Source organism: Saccharothrix coeruleofusca (assembly GCF_014648515.1).
Taxonomy (GTDB): Bacteria; Actinomycetota; Actinomycetes; order Mycobacteriales; family Pseudonocardiaceae; genus Actinosynnema; species Actinosynnema coeruleofuscum.
The window spans coordinates 1-23,029 of sequence record NZ_BMRG01000035.1 but is presented as its reverse complement, the minus strand read 5'-3'; the positions used below and the strand labels follow the sequence as shown (position 1 = coordinate 23,029).

At 71.6% G+C, this 23,029-nt stretch carries 24 protein-coding genes and 1 rRNA gene; 11 read left to right on the top strand and 14 right to left on the bottom strand.

Features of this window, described 5'->3' with window-relative positions; translation table 11 throughout:
* Positions 1 to 731: endo-1,4-beta-xylanase (locus IEZ00_RS35590; protein WP_189227752.1), on the bottom strand; the 731-nt coding region annotated here is incomplete at its 3' end.
* Positions 732 to 961: 230 nt separating this feature from the next.
* On the bottom strand, positions 962 to 1,321 hold the full coding sequence (locus tag IEZ00_RS35585; protein WP_189227751.1) for a winged helix-turn-helix transcriptional regulator: 360 nt from the start codon (positions 1,319 to 1,321) through the stop codon (positions 962 to 964).
* 156 nt (positions 1,322 to 1,477) lie between these two features.
* Here IEZ00_RS35585 and IEZ00_RS35580 point away from each other — a divergent pair, with 156 nt between their 5' ends.
* On the top strand, positions 1,478 to 2,431 hold the full coding sequence (locus tag IEZ00_RS35580) for an NADP-dependent oxidoreductase (protein ID WP_229796428.1): 954 nt from the start codon (positions 1,478 to 1,480) through the stop codon (positions 2,429 to 2,431).
* Positions 2,432 to 2,482: 51 nt separating this feature from the next.
* On the opposite strand, the gene IEZ00_RS35575 is transcribed toward IEZ00_RS35580, so the two are convergent.
* Together IEZ00_RS35575 and IEZ00_RS35570 are read right to left on the bottom strand one after the other, a co-directional pair.
* On the bottom strand, positions 2,483 to 3,559 hold the full coding sequence (locus tag IEZ00_RS35575) for a peptidoglycan recognition protein family protein (protein WP_189227749.1): 1,077 nt from the start codon (positions 3,557 to 3,559) through the stop codon (positions 2,483 to 2,485).
* A gap of 203 nt (positions 3,560 to 3,762) precedes the next feature.
* Entirely contained in the window at positions 3,763 to 4,608 is an 846-nt protein-coding gene (locus tag IEZ00_RS35570) for a hypothetical protein (protein ID WP_189227748.1), read from the bottom strand.
* 258 nt (positions 4,609 to 4,866) lie between these two features.
* On the opposite strand from IEZ00_RS35570, the gene IEZ00_RS35565 reads away from it, so the two are divergent.
* Both IEZ00_RS35565 and IEZ00_RS35560 read left to right on the top strand, forming a co-directional pair.
* Positions 4,867 to 6,486 (top strand): outer membrane protein assembly factor BamB family protein, encoded by a 1,620-nt coding sequence (locus tag IEZ00_RS35565; protein ID WP_189227747.1) that lies wholly within the window; start codon positions 4,867 to 4,869, stop codon positions 6,484 to 6,486.
* A 252-nt stretch (positions 6,487 to 6,738) separates the two neighbouring features.
* Positions 6,739 to 7,836, top strand: a complete 1,098-nt coding sequence (locus IEZ00_RS35560; protein WP_229796426.1) for an RICIN domain-containing protein — start codon at positions 6,739 to 6,741, stop codon at positions 7,834 to 7,836.
* A 275-nt stretch (positions 7,837 to 8,111) separates the two neighbouring features.
* Here the strand turns inward: IEZ00_RS35560 and IEZ00_RS35555 are convergent, their stop codons facing one another.
* Entirely contained in the window at positions 8,112 to 8,483 is a 372-nt protein-coding gene (locus IEZ00_RS35555; RefSeq protein ID WP_306344715.1) for a DUF302 domain-containing protein, read from the bottom strand.
* 176 nt (positions 8,484 to 8,659) lie between these two features.
* On the bottom strand, positions 8,660 to 8,944 hold the full coding sequence (locus IEZ00_RS35550) for a metal-sensitive transcriptional regulator (protein ID WP_189227745.1): 285 nt from the start codon (positions 8,942 to 8,944) through the stop codon (positions 8,660 to 8,662).
* Positions 8,945 to 9,272: 328 nt separating this feature from the next.
* On the opposite strand from IEZ00_RS35550, the gene IEZ00_RS35545 reads away from it, so the two are divergent.
* Genes IEZ00_RS35545 through IEZ00_RS35535 form a run of 3 tightly spaced genes read left to right on the top strand, consistent with a single transcriptional unit; the run spans position 9,273 to position 12,048 of the window.
* Positions 9,273 to 10,685: an MBL fold metallo-hydrolase gene (locus tag IEZ00_RS35545; RefSeq protein WP_229796425.1), complete on the top strand. Its 1,413-nt coding sequence runs from the start codon at positions 9,273 to 9,275 to the stop codon at positions 10,683 to 10,685.
* Positions 10,682 to 11,275, top strand: a complete 594-nt coding sequence (locus IEZ00_RS35540; RefSeq protein ID WP_189227743.1) for a rhodanese-like domain-containing protein — start codon at positions 10,682 to 10,684, stop codon at positions 11,273 to 11,275. The genes IEZ00_RS35545 and IEZ00_RS35540 overlap by 4 nt, the downstream gene beginning before the upstream one ends.
* A complete protein-coding gene (locus IEZ00_RS35535) occupies positions 11,272 to 12,048 on the top strand; it encodes a sulfite exporter TauE/SafE family protein (protein WP_189227742.1) in 777 nt (258 codons plus the stop codon). Before IEZ00_RS35540 ends, IEZ00_RS35535 begins: the two co-directional genes overlap by 4 nt.
* 103 nt (positions 12,049 to 12,151) lie before the next feature.
* On the opposite strand, the gene IEZ00_RS37630 is transcribed toward IEZ00_RS35535, so the two are convergent.
* Positions 12,152 to 12,379 carry a helix-turn-helix domain-containing protein gene (locus IEZ00_RS37630; RefSeq protein ID WP_229796424.1) on the bottom strand — a complete coding sequence of 76 codons (228 nt, stop codon included), beginning with the start codon at positions 12,377 to 12,379 and terminating at the stop codon, positions 12,152 to 12,154.
* Here IEZ00_RS37630 and IEZ00_RS38355 point away from each other — a divergent pair.
* Entirely contained in the window at positions 12,314 to 12,613 is a 300-nt protein-coding gene (locus tag IEZ00_RS38355; RefSeq protein ID WP_444544481.1) for a hypothetical protein, read from the top strand. The genes IEZ00_RS37630 and IEZ00_RS38355 overlap by 66 nt on opposite strands.
* Positions 12,614 to 12,638: 25 nt before the next feature.
* Here IEZ00_RS38355 and IEZ00_RS35520 read toward each other — a convergent pair whose 3' ends face one another.
* Complete coding sequence (locus IEZ00_RS35520; protein ID WP_189227740.1) at positions 12,639 to 13,619, bottom strand: hypothetical protein; 981 nt, start codon at positions 13,617 to 13,619, stop codon at positions 12,639 to 12,641.
* 250 nt (positions 13,620 to 13,869) lie between these two features.
* On the opposite strand from IEZ00_RS35520, the gene wrbA reads away from it, so the two are divergent.
* On the top strand, positions 13,870 to 14,487 hold the full coding sequence (gene wrbA / locus IEZ00_RS35515; protein ID WP_189227739.1) for an NAD(P)H:quinone oxidoreductase: 618 nt from the start codon (positions 13,870 to 13,872) through the stop codon (positions 14,485 to 14,487).
* Here the strand turns inward: wrbA and IEZ00_RS35510 are convergent.
* Positions 14,450 to 14,974: a MarR family winged helix-turn-helix transcriptional regulator gene (locus IEZ00_RS35510; RefSeq protein ID WP_189227738.1), complete on the bottom strand. Its 525-nt coding sequence runs from the start codon at positions 14,972 to 14,974 to the stop codon at positions 14,450 to 14,452. The genes wrbA and IEZ00_RS35510 overlap by 38 nt on opposite strands.
* 98 nt (positions 14,975 to 15,072) lie before the next feature.
* Between IEZ00_RS35510 and IEZ00_RS35505 the strand changes: the two genes are divergently transcribed.
* Positions 15,073 to 15,927 carry an SDR family NAD(P)-dependent oxidoreductase gene (locus tag IEZ00_RS35505; RefSeq protein ID WP_189227737.1) on the top strand — a complete coding sequence of 285 codons (855 nt, stop codon included), beginning with the start codon at positions 15,073 to 15,075 and terminating at the stop codon, positions 15,925 to 15,927.
* Positions 15,928 to 15,954: 27 nt separating this feature from the next.
* Here IEZ00_RS35505 and IEZ00_RS35500 read toward each other — a convergent pair whose 3' ends face one another.
* From IEZ00_RS35500 to IEZ00_RS35485, 4 genes are all read right to left on the bottom strand, one after another.
* The gene (locus IEZ00_RS35500; RefSeq protein WP_189227736.1) at positions 15,955 to 16,491 is read right to left on the bottom strand and encodes a hypothetical protein; all 537 of its coding nucleotides are present in this window, start codon (positions 16,489 to 16,491) and stop codon (positions 15,955 to 15,957) included.
* Positions 16,492 to 16,648: 157 nt separating this feature from the next.
* Positions 16,649 to 17,020, bottom strand: a complete 372-nt coding sequence (locus IEZ00_RS35495) for an SRPBCC family protein (protein ID WP_189227735.1) — start codon at positions 17,018 to 17,020, stop codon at positions 16,649 to 16,651.
* A gap of 104 nt (positions 17,021 to 17,124) precedes the next feature.
* On the bottom strand, positions 17,125 to 17,511 hold the full coding sequence (locus IEZ00_RS35490) for an STAS domain-containing protein (RefSeq protein ID WP_189227734.1): 387 nt from the start codon (positions 17,509 to 17,511) through the stop codon (positions 17,125 to 17,127).
* A 60-nt stretch (positions 17,512 to 17,571) separates the two neighbouring features.
* On the bottom strand, positions 17,572 to 18,468 hold the full coding sequence (locus IEZ00_RS35485) for a VOC family protein (RefSeq protein ID WP_189227733.1): 897 nt from the start codon (positions 18,466 to 18,468) through the stop codon (positions 17,572 to 17,574).
* A 73-nt stretch (positions 18,469 to 18,541) separates the two neighbouring features.
* Between IEZ00_RS35485 and IEZ00_RS35480 the strand changes: the two genes are divergently transcribed.
* A complete protein-coding gene (locus tag IEZ00_RS35480; RefSeq protein ID WP_189227732.1) occupies positions 18,542 to 19,120 on the top strand; it encodes a TetR family transcriptional regulator in 579 nt (192 codons plus the stop codon).
* A 401-nt stretch (positions 19,121 to 19,521) separates the two neighbouring features.
* Positions 19,522 to 22,701 (top strand): S8 family serine peptidase, encoded by a 3,180-nt coding sequence (locus IEZ00_RS35475; RefSeq protein WP_229796423.1) that lies wholly within the window; start codon positions 19,522 to 19,524, stop codon positions 22,699 to 22,701.
* 73 nt (positions 22,702 to 22,774) lie between these two features.
* On the opposite strand, the gene rrf is transcribed toward IEZ00_RS35475, so the two are convergent.
* A 5S ribosomal RNA gene (gene rrf, locus IEZ00_RS35470) occupies positions 22,775 to 22,891 on the bottom strand.
* Positions 22,892 to 23,029: the final 138 nt, after the last annotated feature.

The following is a 23,029-nucleotide window of genomic DNA, read 5'->3' as shown; positions in this document are numbered from 1 at the left end:
GCGCTGTTGAAGTGCGACTGCAACCCCACGCAGTCGATCGGCACACCGCGGGACTTGAAGTCCTGCACCATCCGGTACACGGCCTGGGTCTTGGCGTGCGACCAGTCGTCGGTGTTGTAGTCGTTGTAGCACAGCTTCGCGCCCGGATCGGCGGCCCGCGCCGCCCGGAACGCCGCCTCGATCCAGTCGTTGCCCGTGCGCTGCAGGTTGGAGTCCCGCCGCGCGCCGCTGCTGCCGTCGGCGAAGGCCTCGTTGACCACGTCCCAGGCGTAGATCTTGCCCCGGTAGTAGGTCGCCACCTGGGTGACGTGGTTGAGCATCGCCTGCCGCAGCCCCGAACCCTCCATGCGCTGCATCCACGGCGGCTGCTGGGAGTGCCAGGCCAGCGCGTGCCCGCGCACCCGCTTGCCCTGCGCCCGTGCCTGGTTGACGATCCGGTCGGCGTTGCCGTAGCTGAACTGGCCCTGGTTGGGCTCGGTCGCGTCCATCTTCATCTCGTTCTCGGCCGTGACCATGTCGAACTCACGGTTGAGAATGTTCACGTAGGTCGAGTCCGAGAGCTTGTGCGCCGCCACCGCCGTCCCGAAGTACCGACCGGTCTGAGCGGCCGACGCGGCCAGCGTGGTCGCCGCGTTGGCGGATGTCGCCGCGAGCACGGCGGCTCCTGTGCCCGCGGCCACCAGGGTCGACACGAGGGCGATTCGTAACACTGACGTCGATGTCAGTTTCATGGTAGGCACCTCTGGGGGAGCACCTGCGGTTTCAGCAGGTGGGAGGGCGATCCGGTCCTGAAACGTTTAGCAGTATTGACCGAAACAGATCGCCCCGGCAAGCCTGCATCCTGCCGCAATCGAGCACAACCACCCGCTCAGCAAGCCCGTCAACCGCTTGGCGTGCCGGAAAAACAGCCCTGAGACAGCAAAGATTTCGCCCGAACAGCTCTTCGAAACTTTCGGTCGAGTCAGCCCTCCAGGGCGTCGATGTTGTCCTCCACCCACTCGCGCAGGGACCGCAGCGGCCGCGCCGCGCCGCGCCCCAGCTCGGTGAGCTCGTACTCGACGTGCAGCGGCACCGCCGGGATCACGGTGCGCTCCACCAAGCCCACCTCCTCCAGCCTGCGCAGGGTCTGGGTCAGCACTTTCGGGCTCACCCCCTGCAGGACGCGGCGCAGCTCGCCGAACCGCTGGGGTCCGCGCTCCATGGCCCCGATCGCCAGCGCCGACCACTTGTTGGCCAGCAGGTCCAACATCGCCCGGCACGGGCACTGGGCCGCGTACACGTCGTGCTGGTCGTGCTTGCCCGTCACGCAGGTCGCGGCCATGAACACGCTCCCATCAGGGTAGTTCCCCTCGGGAACCAATGAACCTTGCGGGTAACTATATGCCGCGGGTTAGCGTCGTGGAGCACCGCGGACAACGCGGTGCGGGCAAGTCAGCGCACGTCGTTTCCTCGGGAGAGAAGCATGTCCACACCTCGTATGCGCGCGGTCGTCCAGCACGCCCTCGGCGGGCCGGAAGTGCTGCGCGTGGAGGAGGTGCCGCGTCCGCGGCCGCTGCCGACGGAGGTACTGGTCCGCGTCCGCGCCGCCGGGGTCAACCCGGTGGACTGGCAGACCCGCACCGGTTCCGGCATGGCCTCGGTGCTGGGCGAGCCGCCGTTCACCGTCGGCTGGGACGTCTCCGGCGTGGTGGAGGAGGTCGGCTTCGGCGTCACCACCCTGGCGCCCGGCGACGAGGTGTACGGGATGCCGTGGTTCCCGCGCGCCGCCGGGGCCTACGCCGAGTACGTCACCGCCCCGGCCAGGCAGTTCGCCCGCAAGCCCGGCACCCTCGACCACGAGCACGCCGCCGCCGTCCCGCTGGCGGGTCTGACCGCGTGGCAGGCCCTGGTGGACACCGCGCGCGTGAGCGCGGGGGACCGGGTCCTCGTGCACGCCGCGGCGGGCGGGGTCGGCCACCTCGCGGTCCAGTTCGCCAAGCACCTCGGCGCCCACGTCATCGGCACCGCCAGCGCCCCTCGGCACGCCTGGCTCGGGCAGCTGGGCGCGGACGAACTGGTGGACTACACCGGTCAGCGGTTCGAGGAGGTGGTGCGGGACGTCGACGTCGTCCTGGACACCATCGGTGACCGGCGCGGCGACGACACCGGCCGCCGCTCGCTGTCGGTGCTGCGCCCCGGAGGCCAGTACGTGTCGATCGTCGGCGTGCCGCCGGAGCTCGCCGCCGAGGCGGCCGAAGCGGGTCTGCGCACCCACGCGGTCCTGGTCGAGCCGGACGGTTCGGCGCTGGCCGCCATCGCCGAGCTGATCGAGGGCGGGCGGGTCGCCGTGGAGGTCGAGGAGGTGTTCGACCTCGCCGAGGCCGCCGAGGCGCACCGGCACGGCGAGGCGGGCCACACCCGCGGCAAGCTCGTCCTGCGGGTCGCTCCCTGACCGGTTCGCCGCGGTGGGGTCACCCCGGTCGGGTGACCCCACCGCGGGTCGTCAGGCCCGCAGCAGGGCCGCGACGCGAGCGCGGATGTCGGGCAGGTCCGGGTGGAAGGTGTTGCCGGGGCACTCGGTGGACATCCAGTCGCGGTGCCCCGAGATGGTGTCGACGGTCGCCGTCGCACCGCTGATGGGGTTGACGTAGTCGGTCTTGCCCAGCGGGTCCAGCCCGCAGACCTCGGACAGGATCGCGAGCACCCCCACCAGCGCGTCGCGCGCCCGCGCCGTCGGGCCCGCGGAGGTGAAGTCGCCCAGCAGGCACACGCCGACGTTGCCCGCGTTGAAGCCCGCCACGTGCGCGGCGTTGGACATCTGCGGAACCCCGCCCACCAGCTCGGGGCCGAACACCGGGGCGCCGTCGGAGCCCGACCAGCGCCCCTCGTAGACCCGCCCCGCCGGGTCGATCAGCAGGTGGTAGCCGATGTCGCCGAACTCGCGCGTGATCGTGTGGTCGTAGTAGATCGCCCGCACGTCCGCGGCCGGGTCCGGGCCCAGTTCCAGCGCCGAGTGGTGCACCGTCAGCGTCTGCACCGGGAAGTAGGCGGCCGGGTAGCGCTCGGAGCCGTCCTGGGCGAAGCGCAGCGACTCGTCCGCTCCCCACGCCGCCCGCGACAGGTAGGGGCCGCTGAGCCTGCGCCCCGCGACCGAGCACGCGTCGGCCCTCGGGGACAGCACGCCCACCGCGCGCCCGCCCACGGTGTTCAGCTCCGAGACCGCGCCGGGAGCCGCCAGTTCCAGCTCGTACTCCACGGCGCCTTCGGGCACGCGGACGAACGCCGTCGCGGACTGCTCGCTCCGGCCGCCGGGGCAGGTCGCGATGGCGCGCCACTGACCCCACCCGGCCGCGGTGCGCGCCCGGAACCTGCCGGTCGCCGAGCTGACGCCCAGGTGGGTCGGCGCCACCGCACCGGTGCTCACCCGGTGCGCACCCGCCCCGAGCGCCTTGGTGCGGCTGAGGGTCTCCGGCAGCGGCTGCCCGGTCGCGGCGGCCGCGCCCGGCTGCCCCGTCGCGAGCCCCACCGCCGCCGCCCCCACGGCTCCCTTGAGCGCCGCTCGACGTGAGATCGAAGCCATGTCGTCCTCTCGTTCGCATCCACCAGCCCGGCATGAGCACCGCGCAGTGCCCATATGGCGTACACGGCAACGCCGAGATGATCAACACCATTGGGCCGATCGGCGGCAGACGCTGCCCCTTCGGACACGCTCGCAGACGACCGGCCGGACTACGCGGTGGAGAGCCGGATGGCGCTCGCCCGCGCATACCGCGCCGCGGCGGTTCAGACGAGCAAGGACCGCATCCGCTGGAGATGGACCGCGCTCTCCTGCTGCGCCCGGAACAGCAGGGCGCGGTAGGCGTCCGGCAGGTCGAACCCCTCCGGACGGGACAGCTCCCTGGCATCGCGCAGCAGTTGTCCGTAGTGGACCCGCGAGTCGTCACCCCACGCGGCGTCGACCGCGAGCGCGGTGACCACCGCTTGGCAGCACCCCTCGACGGAGGGCGACTTCCAGCTGTTCAGCACCAGCACGACAGCGCTGATCACCTCCGCGACCATCGATTCGGCGACGTCGGGCCGGGTGCGCCACCGGACGACCCCGAGGTCGCGCGACGCGCCCGCCAGTGCGATCTCGACCTTGCGGGCCACCCGTCCGCGAGTGACGCCCGGTAAGCGCCGCGGCAGCTGCGGGATCGCCGCCAGGGCGTCGTGGGCGGCCTCGTGACCGCGGATATCCGGGTGGACTTCGCCATAGATCCGGTACACGGGCAGGACGCGGTGGACCGCCGCGACCGCGAACGCGGTGAGGCTGACCACGTCCAGTTCGCCGCACACCTTCCTGATGAGACCGATCCGATCGACGGAAAGCACAGTGATCCGAACCCTCCCGACCACCGCTGGGGTGCCTTGGTCCGACGCGCCGCCCGGCAGCGGCCGCAGCAGCGTCGCACAACCTCCCACCAGGCAAAAGTTGCGATTAGAATTTCGAAAATTTTCGATAATGTCGCCTTGCCCGCGAGTCCGGAAAGGACCCCCGCGAGAATCGATCAAGTCACCCGCGCGCCGTCTCAACTGGAAGACCGTCAGCATGCCGAACGACAGCACGAGGAAGACCCGAAGAGCGGACACCGCTCGATGTTCGATAACCGAACATCGGCTATCACTTGTTACCTATCGAGTGTCAATAGGATGCTGCGGAGCCACGCATCGCTCCCCCGTCGCGGCGCCGCGCGCGACCTCGCTGTGTCTCGAATGGCCGGTGGGATCAACCGATCGGCCCGCCCCCGATCGAAGTCCTCGCGCCCGCATTGCTCGCTTCGCCCTCTCGCGTCGGGGAGGTCACCGCTGCCACGGTGGCATCGACCCATCGTCGGCCAGGGGAGGGACATGGCACGCAAGCGAAGGACGACGGCCTTGCTCGCGGTCGCCTCGGCGATCGTGGTGCTGGGTGCGGGGGTCACCGCTGCCGCGCCGCTCGGCGGGCGCGGTGGTGACTGGCCCACGTGGCAGAAGGACCTGTCGGGCAGCAGGCACAACGCGGCCGAGCGGCGGCTGACCCCGCGCAACGTCGACGGGCTGCGGCTGAAGTGGGCGTTCGCCTACCCCAGGACCGACAGCCCGCTACCGGTGCGCAGTCAGCCCGCCGTGGTGGGCGGCACCGTCTACTTCGGCGGACCGGACGGCAAGTTCTACGCCCGCGACGCCAAGACCGGCCAGGAGCGCTGGAGCTTCGACTTGGGCGCGGTGGACCCCGGCGCCAAGCCGCGCCCGGCCGTCCCGTGGGACGGGCCGTCGGTGTCGGGCGGGAAGGTCTACTTCGGCGACGTCCGCGGCTACGTCTACGCGCTGGAGCAGCGCACGGGACGACTGGTGTGGGCCAAGGACATCGACACGCACGGGGCGGGCACGGTGACCAGTTCGCCGCTGGTCCACGACGGTCGCGTCTACGTGGGCATCTCCAGCGGGGAGAACTCGCTCAACAGCCCGGACGGCACCAGCGACGACCCGAACTACCCCTGCTGCACCTTCCGCGGCCACCTCGACGCGCTGGACGCCGAGACCGGCGAGCTGGTGTGGCGGCACTACACGGTGCCCGAGCCGCAGGCGGTGGGCACCTGGCCCAGCGGCGCGACCCGGTACGAGCCCTCGGGGGCGGGGGTGTGGAGCTCGCCGGTGATCGACCCGCGCAGCGGCACCCTGTACGTGGGCACCGGACAGCTCTACACCGGCACCACGGGCGATTTCGACACCCTGCTGGCGCTGGACCACCGCACCGGCGCGGTGAAGTGGCGCAACCAGGTCACCAGGGCCGACACCTGGCGGTTGCTGTGCAACCAGCCGAACCAGGAGGGCTACTGCCCCGGACTGCAGGACGGCTCGGCGCTGGACTACGACATCGGCGCCACGCCCAACCTGTTCAGCGTGAACGGGCGCGCGCTGGTCGGGGTCGGGCAGAAGCTCGGCGTCTACCACGTCTTCGACGCGACCACCGGCGAGGTGGTGTGGCGCAGGCAGCTGGGCCTGCCGATTCCCGGTTCGGGGTTCGGCGGCATCCAGTGGGGGTCCAGCTTCGACGGCCACCGGCTCTACATCGCCACCTACTTCGCCGATCCGGGCAAGGTCTTCGCGCTGGACCCGGCCGACGGGGACGTGCTGTGGGAGACGCCCAACCCGGCGGACGGGTGCACCACCGGCGGCGCGGCGGAGCACCCGGACCTGTGCACGCTGGCCCACGGTCCTGGCGTGACCAGCAGTCCCGGTGTCGTGTACGAGGGCAGCAACGACGGCAAGCTGCGGGCCTACTCCGCCCGCGACGGCCAGGTGCTGTGGACCTACGACACGCTCCGGGACTTCACCGGCGTCAACGGCCTGCCCGGCCGCGGCGGGGCGATCGGCGGCACCGGCGGTGGCGCGGTGGTCTCCGACGGGATGGTGTACGTGCAGGCGGGCTACTGGCCCACCTACCCCAATCCGCACGGCAGCGTCCTGCTGGCGTTCGGACTGTGACGCCCCGTGGTGGAGGGGCGCTCCACGCCCCTCCACCACGGGTCGCGCCTGCCCTAGCGAGCCGACGCCGCCGAAGCTCTCACGGGGCAACGAGTTCTGCTCCCGGTAACCGACCGGTCAGACCCGGCACCACCGGGGTGCTCCGGACGCGCGTCAGTGGTACATCCCTTGACACGAGGCCCGGTCCGGGCCGACCTTGGCGGAGGGCTCCCCCGACTCCGACACCGCTGTCACCGCCGAGGAGGGAAAGCCGTGCCCGAGCTCATCCGGTTGCTCTTCACCCTGGTCGCCGCGCTGGTCACCGCACTGCCCAGCACCGCGCCCTCGACCCCGGCGCCCACCGGCGAGGTCCGGGTGATGCCGCTCGGCGACTCGATCACCGACGGGTACAACGTCCCCGGCGGCTACCGGATCGGGCTGTGGCAGCGCCTGGTCGCCGACGGCCGGGACGTCGACTTCGTCGGGTCCGGGTCCAACGGGCCGCCGAGCCTGGGCGACCACGACCACGAGGGCCACTCCGGATGGCGCGTCGACCAGCTCGACGCCGCCGTCGCGGGGTGGCTGCGCGAGGCCAACCCGCGCACCGTCCTGCTGCACATCGGAACCAACGACGTCAACCAGGACCACGACCTGGCCAACGCGCCCGCCCGCCTGTCCGCGCTCATCGACCGGATCCGCACCCTCGCGCCGGTCGCCGAGCTGTTCGTCGCCCAGATCACGCCGCTGAGCGACCCGGCGCGCGACGCTCGGGTGCGGGCCTACAACGCCGCGATCCCCGGCATCGTGGCCCAGAAGGGGCCGCGCACGCACGTGGTGGACATGCACACCGGGTTCACCGACGCCGACATCGCCGACGGCACCCACCCCAGCGCCGCGGGCTACGACAAGATGGCCGAGCGCTGGTTCGCGGCGCTGCGGTCGGTCCCCGGCAGCCTCACCCCGGTCGTCGTCCCACCCGTGGGCACCACCGTGCTGCTGTCCAACCCGCAGTCCAACCGCTGCCTCGACGTCACCGGCCGCCAGACCGACAACGGCACCGGCGTGCTGATCTGGGACTGCCACGGCGAGGACAACCAGCGCTGGACCCGCACCGCCGCAGGCGAGCTGCGCGGGATCGGTGACCGGTGCCTGGACGTGCACGGCAACGGCACCGCGAACGGCACGCGGGTGCAGATCTGGGAGTGCAACGGCAGCACGGCGCAGCGGTTCTCGTTCACCGACGGCGGCGAGGTCGTGGGCGCCGGGTCGGGCAAGTGCGTCGACGTCACCGGGGGTGGCACGGCCAACGGCGTGCCGGTCCAGTTGTTCGAGTGCAACGGCGGCGGCGCGCAGCGCTGGGCGGTCCGCTAGGCAGGACACCGCTTGATCGGCCTGCGGGTGGTCCACCGAGGCAGGCGCGAGCGCGACGGAGTCCTGTTGGAACGGTGGCGATCAAGATCACTGGAGTGCGGGAGCCCGTTCGAGGACCGACGCGTCATCACCCCGTGCCCGACTGCGGCCGGAACGGCCATGGGTGTGGGCAGAAGCAGCATTGACCTGACCACTGACCACGGCCCGCTGGACGACCGACGCCGCCTCCACCGAGCGGCACGGGGAGTGAAGGACGTGTGAGCGGGCCTGCCGTGTCAGGTCCGGAGGGAGGCGAGGGCGGCGTCCAGCCGTTGGGCGGCGTCCCTGGCGACTGGACCGAGCTCTTGCCGCCCGGTGACCTGCACCATTGTGATCGGGTCGAGGATTTCGACGAGGGTGGCACTTCCCTGGGCGCGCACAACGACGTTGCACGGCAGCAGCAGGCCGATCGAGCGGTCCACCTCCAGCGCCCGGTGAGCCAACGGCGGATTGCAGGCGCCGAGGATGAGGTAGGGCTCGATGTCCTGGTCGAGCTTGGCCTTGAGGGTGGCGGTGACGTCGATTTCGGTGAGGACTCCGAAGCCCGCGTCGGCCAAGGCCTGCCGCACAGCTGCCACCGAGGTGGGGAAGTCGGAGTGGAGGGTCACCGCATGGGCGTAACTCATCGCTGTGCTCCTTTGTCGGCGCGGTCGCTCCGAGATCGGAGTACCCAGGAGATCCGGGCAAGCACTGCACAGCACCGGGGTTGTTCACTGCAGTGACGGCAGCTGCGGAGGGACACCGCGGCGCGTCGGCCGCTCTTCCCGCACCGACGCGGGCGGTCTCAGGCCAGGGACAGGAACAGTTTTTCCAAGCGCTGACGCATCGCGTCCCGGTTGGCGTTCCCGCCCTCCGAGGCATCGTCCACCATGCACCGCTGCAACCCGGTGGCGATGATCGCGAACCCGGCTTTGTCCAACGCCCGCGCGGCTGCCGCCAACTGCGTGACCACATCCTCGCAGTCGCGTCCCTCCTCGATCATCCGGATGATCCCGGCTATCTGCCCCTGGGCGCGCTTGAGCCGGTTCACCACCGCGCGCAGCTCCTCACCCACCAACGCCAGCTCCACTCGCGCACCTCGCCTCACAGCTGCCGGACTATACCCTCCGGGGTATTGTACCAGCGGAAAGGACCAAGGTGGCCGCTACGGCGATCGGGTCACCTCCGCAACAAGCCGTCCACGCACCGGACAGCACCATTCGGGGTTCCTCGCTCCCGGGATCGTTCGCGACTCCACCCGCTCGACAGGGGACTCCCCCGACGGTGGCGCACCTTGCCCACCAGGGAGCACTGCGCACCGGAATACCCCCGGGGGTATTCTCGTTGAGAGTGGTGTCATGGCGGGCCGACAGCCGCGCTCGTCAACGATGCCGACCACGGAACACCGGGAGAAATCGATGAGTGACATCGATGTGCGGGTCGTGCAGACCTCGTCACTGGGTGATCGCAGCTACCTCGCCTCCGACGGGCGGACGGCGGTGGTGGTGGACCCGCAACGCGACATCGACCGCGTCCTAGCGCTGGCCGGTCGGCTCGGCGTGCGCATCACGCACGTGGTGGAGACGCACTTGCACAACGACTACGTCTCCGGCGGCCTCGCGCTGGCCAGGCTGACCGGCGCTCGGTACCTGGTCGCCGCCGATGACGACGTGGACTTCGACCGGGTACCGGTGGCCGATGGCGACGCGGTCACGATCTCGGACCGGATGCGCCTGGCCGTGGTGGCCACCCCCGGCCACACCTTCCACCACCTTTCCTACGTGCTGCACGGCGCCGGTGGGCCGGTGGGGGTGTTCACCGGGGGGTCGCTGCTGTTCGGTACCACCGGGCGCACCGACCTGCTCGGAAAGCAGCACGCCCACGTCTTGGCCGAGCATCAGCACGCCTCGGCTCACCGGCTCGCCGACCTGCTGCCCGACGGGACGCAGGTGTGGCCCACCCACGGCTTCGGCAGCTTCTGCTCGGCGACCCAGTCCGACGCCCCCGCCTCGACCATCGGGCGGGAGCGCACGGCCAACCCCGCGTTGCGACTGGAAGCCAACGACTTCGTCGCCCACACCCTGGACGGGCTGGACGCCTACCCCGCCTACTACGCGCACATGGGCGCCCGCAACGCCGCGGGTGCCGACCTGATCGACCTGACACCGGTGCGGCCCGCCACCCCCGCCGAGCTGCGGACCCGCGTCGACGCGGGCGAGTGGGTGGTGGACTTGCGCTCGCGCAAGGCGTTCGCGCACCGGCACCTCGCGGGCACGCTGAGCTTCGGCTTGGACGGACCGATGTCAACCTGGCTGGGCTGGATGGCCCCGTGGGGTGCACCGATCACGCTGCTGGGCGAGTCGGTCGAGCAGGTCGCCGACGCGCAACGGGAACTGGCCCGCATCGGCATCGACCGGCCCGCCGCCACCACCGCGGGCACCCCGGAACAGTGGGCCGACGACGACCCCACCCGACTGGGACGGCTGGACACCGCCACGTTCGCCGACCTGGCCGCCGCCCGCGCAGGCGCTCCGCCGCACGGACTGCCCAAACCCGATGTGGTGCTCGATGTGCGCATGAGCAACGAGTGGCACGCCAGCCACATCGAAGGCGCGGTGCACGTTCCCCTGCCCGACCTGCCCGCCCGGCTGCCCGACGTGCCCACCGGAGCGGTGTGGGTCCACTGCGGCTCCGGTTACCGGGCCGCCGCCGCGACCAGCCTGCTCGCCCGAACGGGCCGCACCGCGGTGCACATCGACGATTCCTACACCGCCGCCGCAGAGGCCGGCCTGACCACCGTGCCCGGCACCGACGAGGAGACCACCGCGTGAGCACCCCTCCCCGCACCAGCAGCCCCACCACCATCGACACCCCCGCACTGCGCCACCTCCTGGAGTCCGGCACCGCGCCACGCCTGGTCGACGTGCGGACCCCCGGCGAGTTCGAGGCAGCCCACATCCCCGGCTCCTACAACGTCCCCCTGGACCTGCTGCGGGAGCATCGCGAGGAGCTGCGTAGGCACCTCGACGACCAAGTCGTGCTGGTCTGCCGCTCCGGCCAGCGCGCCACCGCCGCCGAACAGGCGTTGGCCGATGCGGGCCTGCCCAACGTGCGGGTGCTGCGGGGCGGCATCGCCGCCTGGAGGCTCGCGGGCGCGCCGGTCCGGATCGGCGCGCCCCGCTGGGAGCTGGAACGCCAGGTCCGCCTGGTCGCGGGCTCCGTCGTCCTCAGCGCCATCCTGGCCAGCGTGCTGTTCCCACCGCTGAAGTGGGTTGCCGCCGCCATCGGCGCGGGTCTGACCTTCGCCGCGGTCTCCAACACCTGCGCGATGGGCCTGCTGCTGGCCAAGCTTCCCTACAACCGCGGCCCCCGCGCACAGCTCGACGCCGTTGTCGCGGCCCTGGCCACCAGCCGGCCGTGACCACGGCCGTGGTCCTGGGCGCCGCGATCGGTGTCCTGCTCGGGCTGCTCGGCGGTGGTGGCTCGATCCTGGCCGTGCCCGCCCTGGTCCACGGCACCGGTATGCCGCTGAGCGCAGCCGTCCCGACGTCGCTGCTCGTGGTCGGGATTTCCTCGATCACCGCCGTGCTGCCCCGGATACGCGTCGGGCAAGTCCGATGGCGCGTCGCGGCCGTGGTCGGCGTCACCGGCGCGGTGGCGGCGTTCGGCGGCGCGGCGGTCAACCGGCTGCTCGACCCTCGGACCGTACTCGTGGGCTTCGCCGGACTCATGGTCGTCGCAGGTGTGCGGATGCTGCGCGGCGACGGTGGTGCGGGCGGCGATTGCGCCCTGCCCGGCGGAGGTGTGAACTGGCGAGGATGCCTGCCCAAGTCGATCGGCGTCGGCATCGCCGTCGGATTCCTCACCGGCCTGTTCGGCGTCGGTGGGGGCTTCCTGCTCATCCCCGCCATGGTGCTGCTGCTCGGCCTGCCCGCCCCCGTCGCCACCGGCACGTCCCTGGTGGTCATCGCGCTCAACTCCACCGCGGGATTCGCCGCCCACTCCGGCGACACCGCCCTGGACTACCGGATCGCCGGTGCGTTCACCGCCGCCGCGGTCGTCGGCTCCCTCGTCGCCGGACGGCTGGCCACCCGACTGCCCGCCGAACGGCTCCGCGGCGGATTCGCCTACCTCGTGTTCATCATCGCCGCCTTCGTCGCCGTCCAAGCCGTGGCCGCCCCCGCCACGACATGACCGCTTCCGGTGACTGGTCCTCTACCCGCGCTTCGAGTCCGACATCCCCGAGCCGGAGGGCAGGCACTGGACTTGACCACGGGCACCGGGTCAAGCACAGGACTCACCAGCCACCCCGGAGCGCACTCGTCCAGGCTGACGAGTCGGCCACCTGCAACCGGATCCGCTTCTGGAACCGGATCGGGCTCATCGTGGTGATGGCCTGGAAGTCGCGGTAGAAGGCGGACATGCTCATGCCCGCCAACCGGGCCGCCTTCTCGACGCCCTGTTCCCCGGTCGCCTCCACGCACTCGACGCGCTGTGCCCGCAGCGCGATTGTCGCTGGCGGCACGTTGGGCAGTGGGCTGCGCACGCGCTGTCGGGCCGAGGTCGCCCCCTGGCCACCAGCGCTGGCACGGCGGGCCTGGTGCGCCTTCGGTACGCCCGCCGGGTCGTGCGCGACACCCCCTCGCCGTCGATCGCGCGGTGGTCGAACGCGCTGGAGTACGCGGTGCCGATCTCCGTGGTCCCGATCGCCGGATCGGTGCTGGGCGTGTACCAGGCGGTGCTCGACGCGGTCGGCTGAGCCGCATCCGCGAGGACGCTCCCGCTCAGCGGTCGGATCGCATCGTCGGGTGGCAGCGCTCGCACAGTTCGCGCCCAGGGCGGATGAGCAAGAGGTCCTGCCCGCACCGCTTGCACTCCAGGCAAGGCGACGCCCCCTCCTGCCGGGCGGGGACCGGGACCGCCGCGTGCGGATCAGGCCCTGGCACGTAGAGACCGGTTCTCCCGGTCAACTCCTGGTACCGGTCCAGGCTCTCCCTCGGGACGACGTACACCAGCCCCCTGGACGTCGCCAGCGCGACCGCCCGGCCCGCGGGCACCATGGCCGCCACCTGGTCGACCGTGACGCCCCGCCACGGCTTCAAGTCCGGGTGGAACTCACCGCAGTGCAGCCTCTTCCCGGCGGGGCACCGGTCGAAGGCGCGGATCGTGCACTTGACCGGCTCCACCTCCTTCAGGCCGGTCGCGGTCGCGGCGCGCCGGGGCGGCAGGGCGTCCCACGAGATCCGGTTGTACCCGACGGAGGGAATGCGGTGGAACCACGACGGCGCGTGGTCCGCGTCGGCGAACCACAGCGACAACCAGCCCGCCCGGTGCGCTTTGGCGGTGCGGTCCGCCGCCACCCGCGCGTTGGTGTGCGCCCGCCGGAGTTCGACGCCGGTCCGCACGGCTGCGTGGATGGCCACGTCCAGCACGGTTCCCCGGCGCGTGCTGTACTGGACCTGCGCCGAGTGCCCGGCGTCCTCGGCCGCGCGGTACCAGTACTCCTTCTGCCACTTGTGCTCATCGCTCTCCCGCGACACGAGGTGCGCGCGGTCGCCGTCGAAGTGGACGGCGTAGCAGTTCCCCCCGCTCTCCTGGACGAACAGTTCGTCCTGCCCCGGTTCGACCGGCTCCAGGCACAGCAGCACCCGGTCACCGCGGTGCAGCCGCCCGCGCAGGGACCGGATCAACCGGTAGTCGGAGGCCGACAGCTCCGACAGGTCGAGTTCGCGGTTCTGCGGGCAGTACAGCGCACGAGTCGTCACGGCAGCCCCACCCGAGTCCGGCCCATCACCCACCCGCCGAACACGGTAGGCGCCGTCGAGGACCGGGTGGACGCCTCCGCGCCCGATTCACGCGATCAGCCTCGCCGGGTTCACACAGGTGGCCCACCGGCGGACGCGCGCCAGCGGGCCGTGCCCTGATCAGGCAGGTCCTGGCCGATTCGGCGTGATCTCCCGTCCTGCGGGTACGCCTGCGGTGATCCCCGACCACTTGAGAACAACGGGAGAGCCGATGCCAGAGGTCAAGACCGCCGTCATCTACTACTCCGCCACCGGCAGCGTTTATGCCATGGCGCAGGCCGCGGCCAAGGCCGCCGAGGCCGCGGGCGCGGAGGTGCGGCTGCGGAAGGTGCGCGAGCTGGCGCCGGAAGAGGCCATCGCCAGCAACGAGGGGTGGGCCGCCCACGCGCGGCAGACCCAGGACGTCCCGGAAGCGGCGCTGGACGACCTGGAGTGGGCCGACCTGCTGGTCTTCGGCGCGCCCACCCGCTTCGGGATGCCCGCGGCGCAGCTCAAGCAGTTCCTCGACACCACCGGCCCGCTGTGGGCGGCGGGCAAGCTGGTGAACAAGACCGCGACCTCGTTCACCTCCGCGGCGACCCACCACGGCGGGCAGGAGACCACCATCACCGCCCTGAACAACACCTTCTACCACTGGGGTTGCGTCATCGTCCCGCCCGGCTACGCCGACCCCATCCAGTTCCAGGCGGGCAACCCCTACGGCTCCAGCCACGTCTCCAACAACGGCCAGGTACCGCCGGGGCAGGTCGAGCTGGACGCGGTGTCCTTCCAGGCACGCCGCGCGGTGGAGCTCACCCGCGCGCTGAAGGCGGGTCTGGCCTCGGCGTAGCGGCGGGCCACCCCATGCGGTCGAGCCGCGCCGGGTCGAGCACGCCGGTGGCCAGCACCGTGCTCACCTCCCGCAGCGACTCCTGCTGCTCCCGGCTCAAGCGGTCGAACAGGAGCGACCGGACCAGCTCCACGTGACCGGGAGCGGACTCGCGGACCTGCCGCGCGCCTTCGTCGGTGAGCTCCGCCAGTTGGCCCCGCGCGTCCGACGTGCTCGGCACCCGGCGGACCCAGCCCGAGCGGACCAAGCGGTCGATCGCGTGGCTCAACCTGCTGCGGTCGAACACGCACGCCGCGGCGAGGTCAGCCATGCGCATCGAGCGTCCGGGGCTCTCCGAGAGCCTGGCCAGGATCTCGTATGTCGCGAACGACAGGTTCGAGTTCTGCTTCAGCTCCTTCTCCAGCCGGTCGAACAGCAGTCGGCTCGCGATCAGGAAGCTCCGCCACGTCCGCTGCTCGTCGTCGGTCAGCCAGCGCGCTTCCGCCATGTGAGTCGCTCCGCGAGACGAGTAGTTGAAATTTCAGCACCTGATGCTAGCGTAGGTCGCAGTGCTGAAATTTCAACTACTTTGAGCGGAGACCCCTCATGGGACGGTTGGCGGGCAAGGTGGCGATCGCCACCGGCGCGGCGGGCGGCTTGGGTTTGGCGGGCGTGCGGGCGATGGCCGCGCAAGGCGCGCACGTGGTGATGATGGACGTGTCGTCGGCCGTGCGCGAACGCGCGCGGGAACTCGCGGCCGAGGGCTTCGAGGTCGTGCCGTACACCGGCGACGTCAGCGTCGAGGAGGACGTCGCCGGTGTCGTGGAACTGGCCCAGCGGTCCTACGGCCGCCTGGACGTCCTGTGGAACAACGCCGCGCTGCTGTCCCCCGAGTGGATGCTCCAGGACACCGACGTCCTCCACGTCAGCCGCGACCACCTGATGCGGACCTTAGAGGTGAACGTGGGTGGTGTGTTCCTCGGCAGCAAGCACGCCGTGCCGGTCATGGCGGCTTCGGGAGGCGGCTCGATCATCAACACCTCGTCGGTGCAGGCCGCGGGTGGTGATCTCACGCTGGTCTCCTACGGCACGAGCAAAGCGGCGATCGAGCACCTCACGAGGTCGGTGGCCACGTCCTACGGCCACCTCGGCATCCGCTGCAACGCCGTGGTGCCGGGTCTGATCGCACCGCCGTCGAGCCCGGCCGCGGCGGAGCGGCCGCACCGACTGGAGGACATCGCCCCGGCGAGGCTGATCCGGGACTCCCAGATGCTCGACCTGCCCGGCGACCAGGCCGACGTCGCCAACACCGTGGTCTTCCTGGCGTCCGACGAGTCGAAGTTCATCACCGGTCAACTGATCCGCGTGGACGGTGGCGTGACCGGGCACCTGCCGACGCTCGCCGACCGCCGACGACTGGCAGGCGCCGCTCCCACGCCCCTCAAGGCAGGACTGGGCTGACCCGGCCGCGTCGGTCTCGTGCGGTGGTCACCTGGCCGCCGCGGCCGCGGCGCGGGGCAGCGGGCCGACGTCGGGGCGGCGGCCCTGGCTGAGCGCGGCGTGCCGCTGGCCGGGGCCGGGGCCTCGGCGTGCGGCGAAGGCGTCGGCCACGACGCCGGTCGCGAAGGCGTAGACGCTCTTGTGCAGCAGGTCGACCAGCAGCTCGGACCGGGGCCACGTCTGCGGTGGGGCGCCGACGCCGGTGGCGTTCTCCAGGATCTGGTCGTTGCTCAGCCGCACCACGGCGAACATCGCCGAGGCCACCGGTCCGCGCAGTCCCGCGTTGGCCATCAGCGACCGCACCACCCCGGCCAGCGCGCCCTGCCCGAAGTGCATGGCCAGGTTCACCGCCCACGGCTGCCGCCCCGGCCGCTCGGGCATCCCCAGCAGCCGCTCCAGCACCCTGGCGGGCACGTGCGAATCGGGTCGCCCGGTGACCCGCTGCTCCAGCTTCTCCCCGACCGTCATCACCGCCGCGCCGACGGTTCCGGCCACCAGCCCCTGCCACAACGCGCGCTTCACCATGCCCTCCGGCTACCCCGACGGCGCGCCGTTACCCCCTCGGGACTCACAGCAGGACGTTGAGCAGCACCGTCAGCACGACGGAAGCGGCGATCGAGAACAGGATCATCAGCAGGCAGCCGAGGCGGCCGCCCAGGGGACGGATCTCCACAGCGGCTCCTCAGCTGACGTTGAAGTTCTGCTCGACCTCGGCGGCCAGTCCGCGCAACGCCCGGTCCAGCGCCGCGCGCACGTCGTCCTCCGCGACACCCGCGCCCGCCTCGACCTGGAGCTCCACCTCGCTGGCACCCGCACCTCCCTCGACCACCCGCAGGTGGCCCGGCCAGCCGTCGTGGTCGACCGGCCGCCACTCCAGCCGGTGCTCGTCGGCGTCCAGCCGCACCTGGTAGCGGTGGGTGCTGCCATCCGGTGTCCAGCCCACGTCGACCGTGCCGTCCCCGCTGCCCACCACGTGCAGGGGCGCGGGCAGCCACGCCTGGGCGCGGGTCAGGTCCGCGGCGGTGTTGAGCACGATGTCGGCGACCGCGGCCATCGCACGACTGCTCCGGTGGGCGTTCTTCCCGGCATCTGGCACAGACCGGTAGTACCCCGGCCGGGCCGAAAGATGCCTCCGCGCCGGGGCGGGGCCGGGCCGGGTCAGTCCGGGGCGCCGACCTTGGCGAGGGCTTCCTCCACCGAGTCGGTGACGTTCACGACCTGCGTCAACGCGGTCAGCCACAGCAGTCGGGCGAGCTTGTGCTCGGGGGCGAGGATGACGGCCATGCCGCGCTTCTGGTCCACGGCGTGGTTGTGCGCCCGGATCAGCACGGACAGGCCGACCGAGGCCAGGAAGCCGACCTCGTCCAGGTCCACCGCCAGCAACCGCGCGCCGAGGGACTCGGCCTGGACCAGTGCCTGGGCCAGCCCCTTCTCCAAGACCTCCACCGTCTTCTGGTCGATGTCACCGCCGACGCGCAACTGGACCACCTGGCCGTCGGCCAGCACCTCGATCCGCGTCCACGGGTCGGTTCCCTCTGTCGTCACCGGTCCACTGAACCACGCCTGCCGCAGGTCGGCTCGTTGCGCGGGGTGTGATCCTGCTCCTCAGCGGCCCTGGCGGAAGGCGATCGAGACGCCGAGCGCGGCGGAGGAGGGCACGAGCACCTCCTCCGGACCGGTGCGGGTGGCCGGGACGCCGTTGCCGCGCAGCAACCGCTCGGTGGCGGCGAGGTCGCGCACGGCGACCGCGTAGCAGGCGAAGGCGGGCAGCGCGGCCGGGCTCTCGCCGGGCAGCAGGTCGGCGAGAGCCGACTCGGCCACCACGTCCACGCCCGCCCGCGCCTCGCCGAAGCAGGCGCGGTAGCGGCGCGTCACCTCGGACAACGCCGGGTCGGCCACGCACAGCACGCACCCCACCAGCCCGACCGCCCCGTTGGGGTGGTCGACCCGCTGGTCCCGGACCGGCGCGTTCTGGGCGAACCCGATCCTGCCCTCCGGCACGCCGGAGAGCTCCAGGTAGCGCGCGGGCTCCATCCTCGTGCCCGTGCGGGTGTCGACGGGGCGTTGCACGGCGTGCACGCCGCCGTGGCCGATGCCCTCGGCCGTCAGCCGCGACGCGACGCGGTCGATGTCGGGCGTGTCGGCCATCACGATGTGGACGCCCTGGAAGCGCTGGAGGAAGGACCTGATGTCCGCGGCGGCGGCGCGGATGGCCGCCGCCAGTCGCGTCCGCTTGTCCCAGGGCACGTCCAGCACCATCGGCCGCGTGCCCGAGGGCACGTTCTCACCCAGGACGGTGACCAGTTCGAGGAAGTTGCCGGGGAAGTGCACGTGGGCGTTGGCGACCCCGAACAGGTCGTCCGATCCCCCTGCGGGATCGGGCAGCACCGGGTAGGCGGGTGCCGACACGGTGAAACCCAGCAGGCGGTACCGCTCCATCGCCTGGGCCATGTCCCGCACGACGTGACCCACGTGGTGCAGCCCGTTGTCGTCGCTCCCCATGATCCCCCCAAACTGGCAGTCAACCATCTTTTGACAGAAGACTATCAGTTTTGCGGCGGGTAAGGTCCCGATCATGGGCGAGGGCGGGCTGCGCGAGCGCAAGAAGGCCATGACCAGGGAGGCGATCCTGCGCGAGGCGTTCCGGCTCTTCCGCGAACGCGGCTACCACGCCACGACCGTCGACCAGATCGCCGAAGCGGCCGAGGTCTCCCCCGCGACCTTCTTCCGCTACTTCCCGGCCAAGGAGGACCTGGTCGTGCTCGACCGCTTCCCACCGCTGGTCGACGCCCTGCGGGCACAGCAGGCCGGTCCACCGGTGACGGTCCTGCGCGGCGCGTTCCGCGCGGCGTTCGCCTCCCTCTCGGCGGAGCAGATCGCCGCGGGGCGCGAGCGGGAGGTCTTCGCCGCCACGGTGCCCGAACTGCTGGCGGCCAACCTGCGCAGGAGTCCCGGCTTGCTGCGCGAGGTCCGCCAGGCCGTGGCGGACCGGGCCGGGTGCGAAGCGGACGACCCGAGGATCGGCAACGCCGTCGGTGCGGTCTTCGGGGTCGTGGCCGTGGTCTGGCTGCGCTGGGCCCAAGACCCCGACCTGGACGGACCGGCCGAGATCGACCGGGCACTGGCGCACCTGGAGGCCGGCCTCGGCCTGTGAGCCGGACCTCCCGCGCCACGACCGACCCACGACCGCACCTGCCCCGTCAACCGCGATCTTCACATTCGACCTCTCCTCGCAGGCCCTCGCACTCCAGGCCCGGCCAACCGAGCCGACCAGTCCGAGTCAAGCGACTGCCTTAAACCGTGCCGCGGGGCACCACAAAGCGGATAAGTCCTGCAGATTTATTCCGGATGCAATTCATAGCACTGCGGCGATCAATGCCCCTAGCATCCGTCGCAGGGCATCGGGGCCTTCCGTATTCCACGCCGCCGGATATCGCACGGTCGCCCGATGTGGAGCTGAAACGATCAGGAGGGCTATTCGTGTCGTTTTCCAGATTACGCAGGCCAGGGGCCGCACTGGCGGCGTTAGGGCTGCTAGCAGCCACAGCGGCCCCGTTGTCCGCAGCCCCGGCGACACCTGCGGCGGCCGCGGAGGAGCAGGCGACGAGGAGTTATTCGGTCACCCTCGTCACCGGTGACCGCGTACTGCTCAACGGTGACCGCGTCGTGTCGATCACCGGGGGCGCGGGCCGGGAGAAGACGGCTTTCCGCACCTTCCAGCGCGATGGCCGCACCCACGTCCTGCCGCTCGACGCGATTCGCCCCCTCGCCGAGGGCAGGCTGGACCTGCGGCTGTTCGACGTCACCGGGTTGGTCGAGGCTGGCTACGACGACGCGCGCCGCGACGACGTGCCGCTGCTGGTCACCCGCTCCGACGCGCGGTCACCCGAGCTGTCGGGACTGCGGATGACCCGCGAGCTGCCCGCCGTGGGCGCCTTCGCCGCCACGACCTCGAAGGCGACCGCCGCGGCGACCTGGCCGTCGCTGCTGGCCGACGCGGGCGTGGCCAAGGTGTGGCTGGACGGCGTGCGGCATCCCGTGCTGGACCGCAGCACCGCCCAGATCGGCGCCCCCACCGCGTGGGAGGCCGGGTACACCGGTCGGGGCGTGAAGGTCGCCGTGATCGACAGCGGCGTGGACGGCGCGCACCCCGACCTGGTGGGCCGCGAGATCGCCGAGGCGAACTTCAGCGACGAACCGGACAACACCGACACCGTCGGCCACGGCACGCACGTGGCCGCCATCGTCGCCAGCGCGGGTGCGCAGTACCGCGGCGTCGCGCCGGAGGCCCAACTGCTCGACGCCAAGGTCTGCGGGCTGCGGGCCTGCCAGGAGTCGGGGATCATCGCCGGGATGCAGTGGGCCGCCGAGCAGGGTGCCGACGTGGCCAACATCAGCCTGGGCGGCACCGACACACCGGGGACCGACCCGCTGGAGAAAGCGCTCAACACCCTGTCCGCGCAGTACGGCGTGGTGTTCGTGGTGTCGGCGGGCAACTCCGGCCGCGCGGAGTCCGTCGGCTCGCCGGGCAGCGCGGACGCCGCGCTGACCGTTGGCGCGGTCGACCGCGACGACAGCATCGCCCCCTTCTCCAGCCGCGGCCCGCGCGTGGGCGACGGCGCGGTCAAGCCCGACATCACCGCCCCCGGCGTCGACATCGTGGCCGCCAAGTCCTCCACCGGCGTCATCGGCACCCCGGTCGGCGAGCGGCACGTGGCCGTGTCCGGCACCTCCATGTCCGCACCGCACGTGGCGGGCGCGGCGGCGCTGCTGGCGCAGCAGCACCCGGACTGGACCGGCGCGCAGCTCAAGGCCGCGCTGATGGCCTCGGCGAAGCACAACCCCGCCTTGACCGTGCTCGACCAGGGCACCGGCCGCGTGGACGTGGCCGAGGCGATCAGCACCGCGGTCACCGCGGACCCACCCAGCCTCAGCCTCGGCGTCCAGCAGTGGCCGCACGAGGACGACGTCCCGGTCACCGCGGACTTCACGCTGCGCAACACGGGCAGCGCCCCGGCGACCTTCACCCTCACCGTCGAGTCCAAGGGCCCCGACGGCCAGCCCGCCCCTGCGGGCCTGTTCACCGTCAGCCCGGCGGAGGTCACCGTCCCGGCGGGCGGCGAGGCGAAGGCGACCGCCACCGCCGACACGCGGCTCGGCTCGCTCGACGGCGTCTACGCGGGCACGGTCGTGGCCACCTCGGAGTCAGACGCGCTGCGCGTGCCGTTCGCGGTCACCCGCGAGGTGGAGAGCTACGACGTGGCCATCCAGCACATCAGCCGCGAGGGCGACCCCGAGGACGAGTACGACACGCTCATCATCGGCTTGGACAACGACCGCGTGATCTTCCTCTCGGGCCCGGACGAGACCGGAACCGTCCGGTTGCCCAAGGGCCGCTACACCGCCATGTCCGAATTCCGCTTCGGCCACGACGACAACACCCTGCTCCTGCGGCCCGACCTCGACGTGTCGACGGCGACGACGGTCGTCTTCGACGCGCGGACGGCGGGTCCCCTCCGGATCGACCCGCCGGACCCGGCCGCCACGGCCGAGTTCGGCTCCATCGCGACCAGCCGGTTCTACCGGGGACTGGGCATCGGGTTCGGCAGCACCTACCCCGGTGGCTTCCCGCCGGGGATGACGATCGGCCACAGCGGCCCGGCGCTGCCCGCCGACGAGTACGAAGTCGTCATCGGCACGGAGTTCAGCCAGCCGCGGGAGGAAGGCACACCGGTGTGGTACCGGTCGCTCTGGATCGAGCAGGGCCGCGCGCCCACCGGTTTCACGCGCACGCCCTCCGTGGACGAGATGGCGAAGGTGGAGACGAAGTTCGGGCCCGCCAGAGAGGGCAGGCAGTACTGGCACTACAGCTCGCCCATCACCGCGAGCGGCACGCCCGGTTTCACCACGGGCCGCCCGGTGCCACCGCTGAGCAGCACGATCGACTACGTCTCGGCCGAGGGCTTCTCCTGGGGGTGGACGAGCTTCCAGGAGACTGCCGAGGACACGGAGGCGGTGCAGATCGCACAGCTCACCTCCTACCTCGCGGGACGCACCTACTCGGAAGCGTTCCACTTCCCCGTGTTCGGCGTCACCGCACCGCACAAGGACGACCCCTACCCGTACCTGTTCCGCTCCGGCGACCGGGTCGTCGCGGACGTCTGGCTGTTCGGCGACCAGGCGAACCACCGCGGCGACACCATCGCCCTCGACCACGCGCGCACGACGCTGTTCCGCGACGGGGAGAAGGTCGGTGAGACCACACTGCCCGGCGTCGGCAACTTCGCGGTGGCTCCAGGGGCCGCCGAGTACCGCGTGGAAGCCGAGGCGTCCCGCCCCGCGACCGTCTCGGAGTTCGGGACCACGGTCAGCGGGAGCTGGACGTTCCGCTCCGACACGACGCCAGAGGACCGGCGCACGCTGCTGCCGCTGACCGTCGTCCGCTTCGCTCCCACCCTGGACGAGACCGGCGCGGCCCCGGCGAACCGCCTGCTGCGGGTGCCGCTGGTGGTCGGCCAGCAGGCGGACGCAGGCAGCGGGCACATCCGCCGACTGCGCGCCGAGGTGTCGTTCGACGAGGGCAAGACCTGGTCGGCGGTACCGGTGACCGGGCGGACCGCGCTGGTCCGCAACACCGCCGCGGCGGGTTCCTACGCTTCGCTGCGGGTCCAGACGACCGACAGCAAGGGCAACTCGTCGCAGCAAACGGTGATCCGCGCGTACCGGATCAGCTGACCGCCCCAGTGCGGTAGAAGCACAAAAGCCCTGTGGGGCACCCGGAAAACCGGGTGCCCCACAGGGAAAGAATGTTCGGCGGCGTCCTACTCTCCCACACCCTCACGAGTGCAGTACCATCGGCGCTGGAAGGCTTAACTACCGGGTTCGGAATGGGACCGGGTGTTCCCCCTCCGCCATGACCACCGAAACACTATGAAGATAACCAACCTCACGGCACCCCATCGCCCCGGCCCATGCCGGTCGACCAAGTGGTCGGTTCGGTTCCTTCAGAACCGCACAGTGGATGCGTAGCGTCTTCGTGACAAGTCCTCGGCCTATTAGTACC